This window comes from Arthrobacter sp. NPDC080031 (assembly GCF_040702485.1).
Lineage (GTDB): Bacteria > Actinomycetota > Actinomycetes > Actinomycetales > Micrococcaceae > Arthrobacter.
In genome coordinates this window covers 14818-29421 of sequence record NZ_JBFBLA010000034.1, presented here as the reverse complement: position 1 = coordinate 29421, position 14604 = coordinate 14818, and the positions used below count along the sequence as shown (strand labels likewise).

Genomic DNA, 14604 nt, shown 5'->3' with positions numbered 1-14604 from the left:
AGCTGGACCTATGACCACTGGCAGGCACTCCGCCACAGAACTTGATCCTTCGCTCGACGACTACGAACTCGCTGCGGCCCTGGTCCGCGAAGCCGGGCAGCTTGCCCTCCTGATGCGGATGGGCGGCTTGCAGGGAGAACGGAAGACCTCGGTTTCGGACGTGGTGACCGCCGCTGACCATGCGGCTGAAGCCTACGTCCTCGAGCAACTGCGCCGTTGCCGCCCGGACGACGGAATCCTGGGTGAAGAAGGAAGCTCGGTGGCAGGAAGCAGTGGCCGTACCTGGGTGATCGACCCCGTGGACGGTACCTACAATTTCCTGCATGGCTCCACGTATTGGTGCTCTGCGATCGCCTTGAAGCACGAGGGCACGGCATCACCCGGGGCCGCTTCGGATGCCGACGTCGTTCTCGGGGCGATCTATCAGCCGGAGCTGGACAAGCTCTGGACCGGCGGCGAAGGCCGCCCCGCGACCCTCAACGACGAACGGATCCCGGGACCGTCGGGGGCAGCACTCGGCCAACTCGGTGCCGCGACCTACATCCACCCCACTTGGCTTGCCGATCCCCGCGCTGCCATGCCCTGGCACGCGGCAGCGGTCTCCGCAGCGTCCCTGCGGATGTTCGGTTCAGGCTCCTGCGATCTCGGCCGGGTGGCCGACGGCGAACTGGGCTGCTGGTTCCAACACAGCTGCCCGGAGTGGGACTGGCTCCCCGGCAAAGCGATCGTCCGCGCGGCCGGCGGAGACACCGACGTCGTACGCGTCAACGGCCTGGACTGGTTCCTTGCGGGAGGCCCGACGGCGGTCCGCGAGTTGCGCGCGGCACTCACCTCGGTTCCGCAGTTCGCCTGAGCATGCTCTCTCCTTGGTGCCAGGGGTGGACATAGCGCTGTTATGTCCAGTGGTTCAAGGGGAGAGAGGGCATGTCCCTTGGAGGTGGTGCGGAGTTCGGGGTGCCGTGGTTATTCAACGCTGCGGTTCCGGTGAGCATGCGCTCTCCCTGGCTTGATGGGTGGACATAGTGCTGCGGTTCCGCTGAGCATACGCCCTCCTTGGTTTGAGGGGTGGACATAGTGCTGTTATGTCCAGTGGTTCAAGGAGAGAGGGGGCATGTCCCTTGGTGGTGGTGCGGAGTTTGGGGTGCCGTGGTCATTCAATGCTGCGGTTCCGGTGAGCATGCGCTCTCCCTGGCTTGATGGGTGGACATAGTGCTGCGGTTCGGGTGAGCATGCGCTGTCCCTGGTTTGAGGGGTGGACATAGTGCTGTTATGTCCAGTGGTTCAAGCAAAGAGGGGGCATGTCCACCGGAGGGGATTGACCCTATTGGGGAGTACCCCCCGCAGGAGGCTGGGCAGTTGCTAATCTCCGGACGGCAGCTCAAGCCCAGGGGGAACATTTGGATAACCGCACCGTCCTGCTCGTTTACGGCACCCGTCCGGAGGCCATCAAGATGGCGCCGCTGGTCCATGCATTGCGTGCAACCGGCCGTTACAAGGCGCCGGTAGCGGTGACCGGGCAGCACCGGGAAATGCTGGACCAGGTCAACGAGCTCTTCGGCGTCCACCTGGAGCATGACCTGAACAAAGCCCCGCCAGACCCTTGCCGGGATCACGGAAAAGGCACTGCGTGGAGTCACGGAAGTCCTCCGCGAGGTCAGGCCGGACGCGGTAGTGGTCCAGGGTGACACCACCACCGCCATGGCCGCTGGGCTGGCAGCGTTCTACCAGGGAATTCCCGTGGTCCACCTTGAGGCCGGCCTGCGCAGCGGTAACCTGAACTCACCATTTCCAGAGGAAGCGAACCGCCGCTTGCTCGGGCAAATCACCACGCTGCATCTCGCGCCAACGTCCATAGGCAGGGACAATTTGCTGTCCGAGGGCATTCCGGCGGAGCACATCGCGGTCACCGGAAACACCGTCATCGACGCGCTGCTGGGGAGTGTCAAACGGGACGTTGAGTTTGCCGAACCCGCACTCCGGGCCATCACGGATTCAGGCCGCAGAATCCTGTTGGTGACTCTCCACCGCCGCGAAAACCTGGGCCAGGCCATGGCGGGCGTGGGCAGGGCGCTCGCGCGCATCGCGGCCCGGTGCCCGGACGTGGAAATAGTCCTTCCCCTGCACCGGAATCCAGCCGTGCGGGCAGCGGTCCTGCCTGAAATCGATCGCGTCCCGAACATCACCGTCACGGAACCCCTCGGCTACCTGCAATTCACCAAACTCCTGAGCCTGTGCCACGTGGTCCTCACGGACTCGGGCGGGGTCCAGGAGGAGGCGCCGGCCCTCGGGAAGCCCGTCCTGGTAATGCGTGAGAACACCGAACGCCCCGAAGCCGTGGCGGCAGGCACGGCCCGGCTCGTCGGGACGGAAGAGCAAACCATCGTGGACGCCGTCGACGCTTTGATGCGGGACGACGCGCTGTATTCGGCGATGGCCACGGCAGTGAACCCTTACGGCGACGGCGGCGCGGCCGCCCGTGCCGTGGCGGCCATCGACTCCATGTTGGGACTGGGTCAGCGACGCCCGGACTTCGTCGCTTAACCCATTCGGGTACCCTCGGGAAGCGCTCGCCGCGGGCCTTGTTTACTTTCTCCACGGGGGGACGTGTGTCCTCCAAGGTTTCAGTTGCAGCGCGCCCGGCGTGATTGCAACTCTCACGAGGGGGCAATACTTGAAAACGAGACACAGGACATGGTCCGCAGCGGTGGGTGTCAGCGCCGTCGTAGCGCTGGGTTTCGGCCTGGTTACGGCACCAGCAGCCACGGCCGGACCCGTTGACGTTATTTCCTCGGGCAGCGGACAGATCATTGACGGCAGTGTCCTTGCGATGCCGAACTTTGCGGGTGTGGCATCCAACGGCGCGGCAACAGCCCAACAGATCGGCACACCGCCATCCGGCCCGGCGGTCATCGAAAACAGCACTCCGCTCGATCTTTCCGCCGCCTTCGGCGTTGTGAACGTCGGTGCGGGAAACATTCCGTTGCTGGGCAACAACGGAATCATCCAACTGGGCGCCGTCAGCCAGTATGGCAAGGCCGTCAATGACGGATCCTCCGCGGCGTTCTCCGGTACGGTCTCCGGAGCGCCGGGCCTCGTCACCCTGCCCGGCGGCCTGCCGACGTCGGGAAGCCCCGGCATCCCGGCGGCTGAGATCAAGGCGGGCACCGCCAACATCCTTGGTGGCGCCGATCTCGTGAACCTGGATCTGAAGATCACCACGCTGGCCGCCGCCGCCAAACAGGACCAGGGGGCAGCTCCCGCCGGCGCCTATTCCCTTGCGGGCGTATCGGCTGATCTTGGCGGAACGGTCATTGGCGGAGTTGCCGGCACTGTTGGCGCCGCCATCAACACCGCCAACCTTGTCCTGGGTCCCTTGGGCGTCACTGTGGCGAATCCTGTTGCAGCTGGGACGATCTCCCTCACGGAGGCAGATCTCCTGGCCGTTGCCGGTGTGCCGAGCCTGAACGCCTTGCCCCCTGGCACGGACCTCGTTTCGTTCCTGCCGCAGGCTGTTGCCGCCAAGATCACCAGCGTGGTCAACTCCACGCTGGCGAGCGCGACCGCCGCAGTCAACGCGCTCGGACCGATTGCGCAGATCACTGCGACCCCCGCGCTGGCCGTCCTGACCACAGCCCTGAACGGCGTCGTGTCGGGAATGTCCTCGACCATCGTGACCCCGTTGTCCAACGCCCTCACCGCGCTGGTCTCGGCCAAGGTCAACGTACAGCAGACAAACGGCGGCATCTTCACCGAGCGTGCGCTCCAAGTGGGCATAGCCGGCGGCAGCATCGCCACCGTCAATCTGGCCAACGCCTCCGTCGGTCCGAACCTGCTTGCCGCGGCAATCCCGCTGGTCAACAAGGACAGCTTGGCTATCGGGGGCGCAGTGGGATTGCTTGCGCTTGTTGGCTGGTTGTTCTTCCGCGCACGCCGTCGGACCGCGATTGTGGCCGTCTGATGGCGCCTGCCCGCTAGAGAAGAACGACGGAAGGAACAGTCAGCATGTACGGAAATAGTGCGACGACAGGGGGAGCGGTGGCGGGCGGCGGAACGCTCGCTGTTACCGGAGCACCGGCCCTTGGCTGGGTCATCCTTCTGGCCATTGCGTTGTTGATCGCCGGGTTCGTGGTCCTGCGCAACAGCAGGCTCAAGACCGCGAAGCGGGCTGCAGGCCGCAAGGATTTCTGACTGCGTCATCCCGCGGGGCGGCCCTACCTCAGGGGGCCGCCCTGCTTCAACTTTTCTTGAAACGGCCGTAAACAGCCTCAAAGCACTATCGGGGAGACATGTCAGTACTCGAGTCCGCGCAAGCTCTGGCATTCGTGCTGTTGGTGGTGTTCCTGGCGTACATCAGCGTGATCCTGGTTCCGTTCCTGCGCAGGACACCCGATCCGGAGGGAACACCTGGGGGCTTCATGTGGCACGTGTTCATACCGTGCCGCGACGAGGAAACAGTAATCGGGAATACCCTGGCGAAGCTGCGGGGACAATTTCCCGAAGCTCATGTCTGGGTTGTGGACGATGCCAGCGAAGACGCCACGGCCCACATCGTGCAGAGCGCATCCATGACCGACCCCTTGGTTCACCTTGTGCGCCGGTTTCTCCCGGACGCCCGTTCAGGAAAGGGCGACGCGCTGAACGCGGCGTACCGGGCCTTGGACGATTGGCTGCCTTCCGGCGCCGATCGCGAAACAGTGATCGTCATGGTGCTCGACGCCGATGGGCTTATGTCCGAAAACGCGTTCCGGCAGGCCGCCGGACCACTTGCCTTCGGGGATCCTGAGGTGGGAGCCGCGCAGACCGCTGTGTGGATGTCCAACGTGGATGACCCGGCATTGAAGACCGCTACTGGATTCGGACGCGTGAGGCAGGGCTTCGCCCGGTACCTCATCCTCATGCAGGACATGGAGTTCCGCACCACCATCGCCGCCATGCAGTCGCTCCGCCGCCACACCCTGACTGTTGGCTTGGGCGGCAACGGGCAGTTCACCCGGCTCTCCGCCCTCGACGCGATTGCCAGGACCTCCGGGCAACCATGGCATGGAGCCCTCCTGGAGGATTACGAGCTTGCGATCCACGTGATGCTGAGCGGCTACAAGACCGTATACATGCATGACGCCCACGTTTCGCAGGAGGCACTTCCGGGGCTTCGCCGACTGCTGACCCAGAGGACCCGCTGGTGCCACGGCGGAATGCAATGCAGCAGCTATCTGGGCCGAATATTCGAGTCTCCGTACTTCAGCAACATCGGGGCCATCGAATGCAGCTATTTCCTGGTCCAACCGTTCATCCAGATCCTCGGCCTCGTCTTGTGGCCCACGCTGTTCATCACGATGGTGGCCCAGGGCTCCCTGACAATGGGCGGATTCCAGGCCTGGCTGGCAGCGTCCTGGTTCATCGTCCCGCTCATCTTCGTCACGGGCATCGCCCCATTCGCCTTGTGGGGTCCCGTCTACCGCAAGCAGGCAGCCCCGGACAAGAGCCGCTTGGTAGGAGTCCTATGGGGAGTCGGCTACTGGCTCTACATGTACCAGAACTACGTGTCCGTGTTGAGGGCAACATACCGCTTGGTCACAGGACGCCACGGCTGGGCGAAAACCCGGCGCAACAACGAGAACGACGCCCAGCTGTTAGCGAAGGAATCCTAATGCCCACGAGGGTCGAATACTCCGCAGGGCCGCAAGGTCCTCGCGCCGCAAGGCTCCGCTCGAGCCAGGGCGGGGTTCTCCCCGGCCTGGCATGTTTGGCGGCGGCTACCCTGGCCATGCTGCACCAGGAAAGCATCCGCAGTTCCGAGGCCTGGGCCATGGCCTGGGTGTTCGACCGGATGCTCGGAGGCTCGGCCTACAGCGTCCGTGACGTCATCTTCCACAACATCGGCGGTGGGCAACCCTTCGGCCTGATGGTGACCGGATTGTGCTCCAGCGCGGTACTGATCGCCCCCATCCTGGCCTTGTCCGGGGTTTTGTTCCTCATGGGCCGCATCGCTGTGCCACGGTTGGCCCGCGCCGCCGCTTTGGCTTTGCTGATTGTCATTGTCAGCAACGGCTTGAGGTTCTTCATGATTGCGGGCGCGCAGCAGGCATGGGGCGAGCAGGGTTTCAGCCTCATGCACCATTTCCTCGGTTCTTTTGTAGTGATCACCGGTTTTGTGGCGGCCATCATTGTCCTGGTCCGTGCGGGCAAGACCGACCGGGGGCGGCGTGCCGCATAGCTTGGCGAAACGCGCTGGGTCGGGGGCTGCGGCGTTGATCATCGCAGGGGTCCTGAGTGGATGCAACCAAACCCTTCCCGGAGCGCCCACCGGCAACCCGACAGTGGGCGAGTGCCATTTGATTGTCTCCCCGGAACAATTCGGCGCCGTCAGCGAACCGGGCCCGCCGGTTGCCTGCGCTGAGCCGCACACAGCCCAGACCTACAAGGTCACGCAGGTTCCTGCTCCTTTGTCTGGGCAGGGAACAAGGCCGGGACAACAGGAGCTCAAAGCCCTCACCGCGCGCTTGTGCGATGTCACCTCGCTCCGGAGGTATCTCGGCGCCGGAGAGCGGGACGGTACAACCGGGCTGGCTATCGCCGGGTACGCTCCAAGCCGGGCCGACTGGGAACGCGGCGCCCGGGCCCTACGTTGCGATGTGCTCCTGGCCGCGGACGACGGCACTCCCCGGACCACCACTTTGGATTTCAAGGACGTGCTGGCGGGCCCTGATGCGGCTGCCTTGCGGCTCTGCTACCGACAGGAACTCGCGGACGGCCGGTTCAGCGACGCCGGCGTCGACGTTCCCTGTACCGAGCCCCACACCGCGGAGGACATCAGCGCGTGGTTCAACCTGGAGAGCAGCGTGGCCACTCCCGCGGCGCGAACCGCGCGCTGCCTGCCCTATGCCTTGCAGTTCCTCGGCGTTGACGCCCTCCCGGCCGGGATCACGCAGCGTCCGATCATCCGGACGGTGAACGGCGCGCACACGGTGCGGTGCGCCGTCGCCCCCTTGCAGTCCAATGTCTTGCCGTCCAATGTCTTGCCGTCCAATGTGCAGTCCAGTCCAGGCACCTTCACAGGTACGCTCGCGCCGGCGCGAGGGCAGAAGCGTGATTGACGCACGGCCGGATGTCCCGGAATCCGAGCGGTCCACGGGATTCGCCCCGGAACCCCTCCGCCGGAAAAGCGGGACCGCGGGCCCGCTGCGCTCGGCGGCCGCCTACCTGGCAAGGACGTTCGGGCCGGGCGAGGTGGGGCCGGGCGCGCCGCGGCCACCCCGCCTGCGCGGCATTGCCGTGTTGTCCGGCACTCTTGCCTCGCTCGTCATGATCTTCCGCTTGTTCGTGCCCCAAACCGTGGGCATGGCCGAGCAAGGGGCCGGTCACCAACTGCTTTGTTCGCTGGGCATCCGGAACCTCAGACCGTGGGGCGATACGGACTTCACGAATTTCGTCCATCCGAGCTGGGTGCCGCACCAGTACTACGGTGAGGCCTGCGGCTTCACTGGATCCGGAGAGCCCGTCTATTCCTCACAATTACTGCTCTTGTGGCTGGGCAAATGGCTCACGCCGGTCCTTGCTTGGGGATCTGGCCTGGATACCCGTGCGGTGGGGATGGTTTGCTGTGTTGTCTTCGGCGCCCTCATCGCCGGACTCGTGGCGGCGTTGCCGGGCCGGACACCGTTCCGGGTACTGATCGCCGCGCTCGTCACGCTGGTCACGGCGGACGGGGTTTTTGCGGACTTCTTCGTGTCGCCCTACAGCGAGCCCGCTGCCTTCCTGGGCGTTCTTGCCTTGGCGGTGGCGTTGCTTCGCTACTGGAACGGCGGAAGGCCGCGCTGGGCATCGCTGTTGCTGGTGGTCCTCGCAGCCGCGTTCACGGTCACAGCCATGCCGCAGATGTTGTCCTGGTTGCCGGTGGTTGCCCTGGCGCTCCTGTGGTTGCCTTCGGGCGCCCGACGGCGGGCGAGCTCCGCGCTTCGTCGGCGCCAGGCGTTCGTGATGCCCGCGGCAGCCGTGGCCGCCATTGCGGGGGTTGCCGTGGCATTCATCGCGGTAGAGCCGAAGCGCGCTACGGAAGTGAATCTCTACAACACCGTCTTCGCGTCGATCCTGCCCAGCAGCCCGGATCCCGTCACGGATTTGACGTGGCTGGGGCTGGACCGGAGTTTCGTGACGGCCTCGGGAAGCACCATGGACTCCATCAATTCGGCGGTGTACAACCCGCATTACCCGCAGTTTGGGGAACAGATCAACCGCGGCAGGATCGCCGCGTTCTTTGCCACCCATCCGGAACGCCTGATCGGCATGGGGGAGCGGGGGATCAGCGCCCTGCTCACGCCCGAACTCAGTGACGCGGGATCGTACATGGCGGATTCGGGCCAAGGTCCCGCCGCCAAGGAACGCCGGCTGCCTGTGGTCCTGGGCCTGTACACGGCGACGAAAGCGGCTCCGGTTGCGTTGCCTGGCCTCCACCTGTTGACGCTTCTCTTGGGCTTCGCCGTGGCCGCGCGAAGGAAGTCCGGAATAGGACGCCTTGCCGTGGTGATGGTCCTTGGCTGCTGGGCGCAGTTCTGGTTTGTCCTCATTTTGGAGGGGCAGCCGGACATCCACCGCCAGATGATTGTGGCCGGGTTCATGTCCGCGTTGTGCGTTCCGCTCTTGGTGGCTTTGGTGAGCATTCTTGCGTCGAAATCGACCCGGCCGCACACATAGCCGCACGTCGTTTAGCCCAGCCAGCCGTCTTTTCGAAGTTGTTCCTGGAAGCTGATGATGTTTCCCACGTTGAAGCCCGCGGCCGCGTAGCGTTGCCGGACCCTGTACAGGTGGGACTTGACTGTCTGCTCGCTGATCGCCAAAAGGTCCGCCACCTCCCTGATGCTTCGAGGCATGGGTCCAAGGTACAGCTCCACCAGCCGCCGTTCCCTGACTGACAACCCGACCCTGGTGCTGGCTGTTGACTCAAGCATGCCCGTGATCTCCGGATGAAGGTATCGCCGGCCGGATGCCGCAGCGCGGATCGCGGCCGCGGTATGGCCAGGATCGGCGGACTTGGGCACAACAGCCAGCGCGCCGGCGTCGAGGGCTGAGTTGATGACCATCACAGGCTGCTGGTCCGCCAGAAGGACCACCTGCATCCCCGACTCCCGCAGCGAGGAGACGATACCGGCAAGATTCGCAGCTTCGCTTCCGTGAAGTTCGCCGACGACGGCGACATCGGCCTTGGCGGCCGCGTCACCTTGGGGTATGCCGTCGTGAGACCAGGAAGAGGTACCAGCCAGGACACGGATTTCCGGAGCATTCATGAGAAGCCACTGCGACAACGAGTCGATCAAGAGCTGGTGCCGGTCGATGAGCAGGACGGAGGTCAACGTCGCCACCCCACTGTGTCAACCACGATGCTGCAGCCTTCCCGGTCATTGCTCGCGTTGGCGCGGCCCAGCGAATCCAGCTCGGTCCACAACAGGGGTGAGAGCTGTTTCTTGCGGACTCCGCCAATGCGCCACGTCAGGCGTGCACCGTTCTGACCGGACTTCTGGGCAAAGAAGTGGATGCGGTGTGCCTCCCTTGGCCGTGGAGCGGCGCCGCCGCGGTGCGTGCCCCGCAACGTAGCGCCCGCTGCCATCAGCATGGTGGCAGCCAGGATGGCCGGGCGTGAGCTCTCCGGCAGCTCTTCCACCACGTCAGTGGGCTGGGCAATAAGGACAGTGCCTGCCAGGCCCTCCAGTTCCAATGCCTCTGCGAGCCAATTGTCGGACCCTTCCTCGAGCAACAACTGCCGCAAGTGACCCGCAAGCTCCCTCGCTTCCCGGGCCACCGCGGGGTCCAAAGGCACGGACGGTGCCTGCGCCACCTTGGCAAACAATTCTTCGATCCGGGTCTTGGTGATCGCGAGCTCAAGCTCCCGGGCCGACGTTTTGGCGTCGATGGCCCGCGTCAGGGCGTCGAGCCGTCCGCTCAGGCCGCGCGCCCCTTTCCGCTGGATGGCGTCCCTGCGCAGCAGCACGCTCACCGTTCCGACCACACCGGGCAGGAGCGAAAGGAAGAAGATGTTCGACGGCGCCCGCGGGTCGGCTCCGGGAGTGACGGCATAGACGGCTGTGTCGATCGCAGCGGTCGCGACCGTAAGGGTGAGGAATCCACGAAGATTCCATCGGTGGGACACCAGGAGGACCGCGACGGCGGGGAACAGGGCATCCGCTCCGATCAGCGCGAGCCCCGGTTCCCGCACGGTAGCCAATGCCGAGCAGCCAGCGGAAGCAACGGCCAGGACCAGCCACGTGGCACGCAGATTGGCCAGCCGGCCCCGTGGGGTAAGGGCATCGGAGGCCTGGACGGCGACGAGCAGTCCCAACAAGTCGAGGCCGGTAGCCAGGAAGTGCCATGGGGCAGCGCCCGTCTTGCTGCCTGCTTCAAAAGCGAGGTAGGAATTGAGGATCCACAGCACGACGCAGGCCGTCGCCAAAATTCCACGGGACACGAAAAGGGGTCCCTCCACGCTGGTCCGGGACATAGCCGCCATCGTCATGCGGCCACCGCTTGGAGCAGGATCGTCGTGCCGCGTCCAGGCCCGGAAAAGACTTGCGCTTGTCCACCGGCATCTCGCATCCGGGCAAGTACGGATTCCTTGACGCCCAGCCTGTCGGCGGGGAGTTTCGAAGGGTCGAATCCACAACCGGAATCGCTGACCACCACTGATACGTGGTCCGAGGTCCTGGATAGAAGGACATCCACATGTCCTGCGCCGGCGTGCCTGTCGGCGTTCAGGATGCATTCATCCACCGCCGCCAGCAAGGCAGCCTGGACAGGTTCGGTCAGCGGTCCGGTCATCCCGTGGATCTCCACGCTGAAGCCATCCCGTGCCCGCTTCTCGGCGATCCGGCGCAGCCGGTCGGCGAGGCCGCCGGGTTCCGGTGTCTCGGGGGATGTCGAAGTGCCGAAGTCGACGCCGGTCCATCCGGGCAGCGCGGGTCGCGGCCGGGCCGTCGTTCCCGGGGAGGTGCCGGCGTCGAGCATTTCTCCCAGTTCCTTCGACGACAGACCGGCGCCTTGGCGGCCGATCACGGTGAGGGTGCGCAGGGCGGTGTCGTGCAAATGCCTCGTGTTCCACGCCACGGAGCTGCGCCGGTTCTGAGCCACGATGTGTGCTGCCACGGACTCCTGGCGCACGGCGAAATCTCCCCAATACAGGGCCAAGGCTCTCGGTCCGCCAAGCCGCATCGCCAACGTGATAATCCAGGTCGCCGTCAGTATGAAAGCGCTCGCGGGACGGACGCCCACAGCCGAGGCGGAGATCACCGTGTACCCCAGGACAAGAAGGAACGCCATGAATGTGAACAGGATCGAGCGCCAGGTTTTGCGCATCGAGAGGACGAGGACGGAACTTGCCGAAAGGACCAGGGCGTAAGGGAGGAAAACTGGATCGAACTCGTCGCGTTGTTCGGAGCCCAACAGTTCCGCGAGCAGGATCAGCCCTAGCAGAACCGCCAGCCGCTGCGGCCACGCATCCGTGTGGAGCATCAGGGCGAAACAGGCGAGGACCGCGGCAAGGACAAGGTACGCGGCCACGAACTCCCACGGCTCGAGCCGCTTGGCCCCAGCAAGGAAGAAGCTTGAGGCAATGGTGATGCACAATCCCAGGAGGGTTCCGTATTTCGACACCACACCGGGGCGGTGCGTCGTCCAAACCCCTCGTTTTCTCCGCATGCCGTTCCTTCGGATGTGCCCGGCGAGCCAGCGAACTTGTAGCTCCTAAGAAGCATAATTGGGAGAGCACTTCGCAGCCCCGGTATTTCCCGTCTGGGCCGGTATTTGACGGACACCGCGGAAGATCATGCGGGTCCTCCGGTGTCAGGGCCACCGCCTAGACTGGTAAACACCATGGATATGTTGTTTGACCCGTACGCGGATGGCCCCTTCAAAGCTGCAAGCCGAGCTGCCACCAAGGCCGCTCCGGCCATGCTTTCACGCGCCGGAAGCGGCCCTGCGTCCGGCGGCTCTGTGCCCGGCAGCTCGACGCCCGGCGGCCCTGTGCCCGGCGGCTCTGTGCCCGGTGGCTCTGTGCCCCACCCGGGCTTGCCGTCCGCGGAGGCATTGCTCGAAGGATTGAACCCCCAGCAGGAGGAAGCCGTCAAGCATGCCGGCAGCCCCTTGCTGATCGTGGCCGGAGCGGGTTCGGGCAAAACCCGCGTGCTGTCAAACCGCATTGCGTACCTGATCGCCACCAGACGGGCCCGCCACGGCGAGATCTTAGCCATCACCTTCACCAACAAGGCGGCCGCGGAAATGCGCGAACGCATCGAGGCCCTGGTGGGTGCCCGCGCCAAGGCCATGTGGATCTCCACGTTCCACTCCTCCTGCGTGCGCATCCTGCGGCGCGAAGCCGCCAACGTGGGGCTGAAATCCAACTTCTCCATCTACGACTCCGCAGACTCCCTGCGGCTCATCACGCTCGTAGCGAAGAACCTGGACCTCGACCCCAAGAAGTTCGCCCCCAAAGCCATCCAGCACAAGATCTCGGCCCTCAAGAACGAGCTCATTGACGACGACGAGTTCGCGTCGAGCGCCAATTACAACGAACCCTTCGAACAAGCCGTGGCCGAGGTCTTCAAGGGCTACACCCAGCGCTTGCGCCAGGCCAATGCCATGGACTTCGACGACCTCATCGCGCAGACCGTCTACATGTTCCGTGCCTTCCCCGCGCTCGCAGAGTCCTACCGCCGCCGATTCCGCCACGTCCTCGTGGACGAATACCAAGACACTAACCACGCCCAGTACGCATTGGTCCGCGAAATCGTCGGCGAGGGTCCCCAGGCGAGCGAGCTGACCGTCGTCGGCGACTCCGATCAATCCATCTACGCCTTCCGTGGCGCGGACATCCGCAACATCGTCGAATTCGAGAAGGACTACCCCGAAGCCCGCACCATCAAGTTGGAGCAGAACTACCGCTCCACCCAGAACATCCTGAGCGCGGCGAACTCCGTTATTTCGCGCAACCCCAACCGCCCGGACAAGAAACTCTGGACGGCCGAGGGCGACGGCGAGAAGATTATCGGCTACGTGGGGGAGAACGAGCACGACGAAGCCCAGTTCATCGCCAAGGAAATCGACCGGCTCCAGGACGAAGAGGGGCTGCGTCCAGGCGACGTCGCCATTTTCTACCGCACCAACGCCCAGTCCCGCTCCATTGAAGACGTCCTGGTCCGCGTCGGCCTGCCGTACAAAGTGGTGGGTGGCACCCGCTTCTACGAACGCAAGGAAATCAAGGACGCCCTCGCGTACCTTCGTGTCCTGGTGAACCCGGACGACGACGTCAATTTGCGTCGTGTCCTCAACGAACCCAAGCGGGGAATCGGCGATCGTGCCGAAGGCGCCGTGGCGGCGCTCGCCGAACGCGAACGGACGTCGTTCATGACTGCAGCGCGCAAGGCGGACCAGGCTCACGGCATGGCCACCCGCTCCGTGAATGCGGTCCTGGGCTTCGTGAAGCTCCTTGATGACTTGGCCGAAGTAGCGTCGGGTTCCGGGGCCGCGGCAGCCTTGGAGGCCGTCCTGGAACAGACCGGTTACCTTGCCGGGCTCCGCGCCAGCACCGATCCGCAAGACGAATCCCGCGTGGAAAACCTCGCCGAACTCGTCGCGGTGGTCCGGGAATACGAGCGAGACAACCCCGAGGGCTCACTCGGTGAGTTCCTGGAGCAGGTCTCCCTCGTAGCCGACGCTGACCAGATCCCGGACGCTCCGGAGGGATCCTCCGAGGACGCAGCCGCCGCCGTGGCAGAGGCCAAGCGAATGGGCGTGGTCACGCTCATGACCCTCCACACCGCCAAGGGCCTGGAATTTCCGGTGGTCTTCCTGACCGGCATGGAACACGGGCTGTTCCCGCATCAGCGTTCCGCAACGGATCCAAAGGAACTGGCAGAAGAACGTCGCCTGGCCTATGTTGGCCTCACCCGTGCACGGAAGCGCCTCTATGTGACCCGCTCGGAGGTCCGCAGCATGTGGGGCCAGAGCCAGTACAACCCCGCCAGCCAATTCCTCGAGGAAATCCCCACCGGTCTTGTGGAGTGGAAGCGCGAAGGCACGTCCCGCCAAGTCAGCGGCTGGGGCAACGCCCCCATCGGTTCCGGGCGTTACGGCGGATCCTTCTGGGGTGCCGGAACGTCGCGCGGGGCTGCCGCCAGCGCTACGGCGGGCTTCAACGCCGACGTGCCGGCCGCCGTCGTACGCAACCGTGTCCAGCCGCAAAAGGAAGTGCTCGCCGTCGTCGTGGGGGACAAAGTGAACCACACGAGCTTCGGCAACGGCACCGTGATCGGCGTCGAAGGCGCCGGTGACAAGACCGTGGCGAAGGTGAAGTTCGACGTCGGTGAGAAACGGCTGCTGTTGCGTTACGCGCCGCTGACCAAACTGGATTCCTAAAGGCTCCCGGTGGCCTGTCGTCTTAACATGACGGTCGCCGGACGCGCCGGAAAACCGCGTCATATAGCGGTTTTTCTACCGTCGATAGAAGTGTGTGCTTACTCACTTAACAGGTACTGTAGAACAGGCTGGCCTCCCCGGGGGGCTAAAGTTCGAGAGGAACTTGCGCAATGTGACCGGCTGCTGGCGGCCGTTCGATGCGCACCT

Annotated in this window: 11 protein-coding genes and 1 pseudogene; 9 read left to right on the top strand and 3 right to left on the bottom strand. The window is 64.7% G+C overall.

Annotation, left to right across the window (positions count from 1 at the left end; all coding sequences use genetic code 11):
- Positions 1–10: 10 nt before the first annotated feature.
- The 8 genes and pseudogenes from AB0323_RS21520 (at position 11) to AB0323_RS21485 (ending at position 8691) form a co-directional block, all read left to right on the top strand.
- Positions 11–853 (top strand): inositol monophosphatase, encoded by an 843-nt coding sequence (locus AB0323_RS21520; protein ID WP_366179151.1) that lies wholly within the window; start codon positions 11–13, stop codon positions 851–853.
- A 598-nt stretch (positions 854–1451) separates the two neighbouring features.
- A pseudogene (gene wecB, locus AB0323_RS21515) lies at positions 1452–2541 on the top strand (UDP-N-acetylglucosamine 2-epimerase (non-hydrolyzing)).
- 130 nt (positions 2542–2671) lie between these two features.
- Entirely contained in the window at positions 2672–3958 is a 1287-nt protein-coding gene (locus AB0323_RS21510) for a choice-of-anchor G family protein (RefSeq protein ID WP_366179150.1), read from the top strand.
- A gap of 44 nt (positions 3959–4002) precedes the next feature.
- On the top strand, positions 4003–4188 hold the full coding sequence (locus AB0323_RS21505; RefSeq protein WP_366179149.1) for a hypothetical protein: 186 nt from the start codon (positions 4003–4005) through the stop codon (positions 4186–4188).
- Positions 4189–4286: 98 nt separating this feature from the next.
- Positions 4287–5648 carry a glycosyltransferase family 2 protein gene (locus AB0323_RS21500; protein ID WP_366179148.1) on the top strand — a complete coding sequence of 454 codons (1362 nt, stop codon included), beginning with the start codon at positions 4287–4289 and terminating at the stop codon, positions 5646–5648.
- The gene (xrtS, locus tag AB0323_RS21495; RefSeq protein WP_366179147.1) at positions 5648–6214 is read left to right on the top strand and encodes an exosortase S; all 567 of its coding nucleotides are present in this window, start codon (positions 5648–5650) and stop codon (positions 6212–6214) included. The genes AB0323_RS21500 and xrtS overlap by 1 nt, the downstream gene beginning before the upstream one ends.
- Positions 6215–6248: 34 nt before the next feature.
- Positions 6249–7094, top strand: a complete 846-nt coding sequence (locus AB0323_RS21490; RefSeq protein ID WP_366179146.1) for a septum formation family protein — start codon at positions 6249–6251, stop codon at positions 7092–7094.
- On the top strand, positions 7087–8691 hold the full coding sequence (locus AB0323_RS21485) for a hypothetical protein (RefSeq protein WP_366179145.1): 1605 nt from the start codon (positions 7087–7089) through the stop codon (positions 8689–8691). The genes AB0323_RS21490 and AB0323_RS21485 overlap by 8 nt, the downstream gene beginning before the upstream one ends.
- Positions 8692–8702: 11 nt before the next feature.
- Here the strand turns inward: AB0323_RS21485 and AB0323_RS21480 are convergent, their stop codons facing one another.
- Genes AB0323_RS21480 through AB0323_RS21470 form a run of 3 tightly spaced genes read right to left on the bottom strand, consistent with a single transcriptional unit; the run spans position 8703 to position 11682 of the window.
- Positions 8703–9356 carry a hypothetical protein gene (locus AB0323_RS21480; protein ID WP_366179144.1) on the bottom strand — a complete coding sequence of 218 codons (654 nt, stop codon included), beginning with the start codon at positions 9354–9356 and terminating at the stop codon, positions 8703–8705.
- A complete protein-coding gene (locus tag AB0323_RS21475; RefSeq protein WP_366179143.1) occupies positions 9344–10456 on the bottom strand; it encodes a hypothetical protein in 1113 nt (370 codons plus the stop codon). Before AB0323_RS21475 ends, AB0323_RS21480 begins: the two co-directional genes overlap by 13 nt.
- A 44-nt stretch (positions 10457–10500) precedes the next feature.
- Positions 10501–11682 (bottom strand): ATP-binding protein, encoded by a 1182-nt coding sequence (locus AB0323_RS21470; protein WP_366179142.1) that lies wholly within the window; start codon positions 11680–11682, stop codon positions 10501–10503.
- A gap of 174 nt (positions 11683–11856) precedes the next feature.
- Here AB0323_RS21470 and pcrA point away from each other — a divergent pair, with 174 nt between their 5' ends.
- Entirely contained in the window at positions 11857–14397 is a 2541-nt protein-coding gene (gene pcrA / locus AB0323_RS21465; protein ID WP_366179141.1) for a DNA helicase PcrA, read from the top strand.
- The last annotated feature ends 207 nt before the right edge of the window (positions 14398–14604 follow it).

Bases quoted from the DNA above. Each gene is read 5' to 3' on its own strand.
- AB0323_RS21520 (WP_366179151.1), top strand. From the start codon at position 11: ATGACCACTGGCAGGCACTCCGCCACAGAACTTGATCCTTCGCTCGAC.
- AB0323_RS21505 (WP_366179149.1), top strand. From the start codon at position 4,003: ATGTACGGAAATAGTGCGACGACAGGGGGAGCGGTGGCGGGCGGCGGA.
- AB0323_RS21500 (WP_366179148.1), top strand. From the start codon at position 4,287: ATGTCAGTACTCGAGTCCGCGCAAGCTCTGGCATTCGTGCTGTTGGTG.
- xrtS (WP_366179147.1), top strand. From the start codon at position 5,648: ATGCCCACGAGGGTCGAATACTCCGCAGGGCCGCAAGGTCCTCGCGCC.
- AB0323_RS21470 (WP_366179142.1), bottom strand. From the start codon at position 11,682: ATGCGGAGAAAACGAGGGGTTTGGACGACGCACCGCCCCGGTGTGGTG.
- pcrA (WP_366179141.1), top strand. From the start codon at position 11,857: ATGGATATGTTGTTTGACCCGTACGCGGATGGCCCCTTCAAAGCTGCA.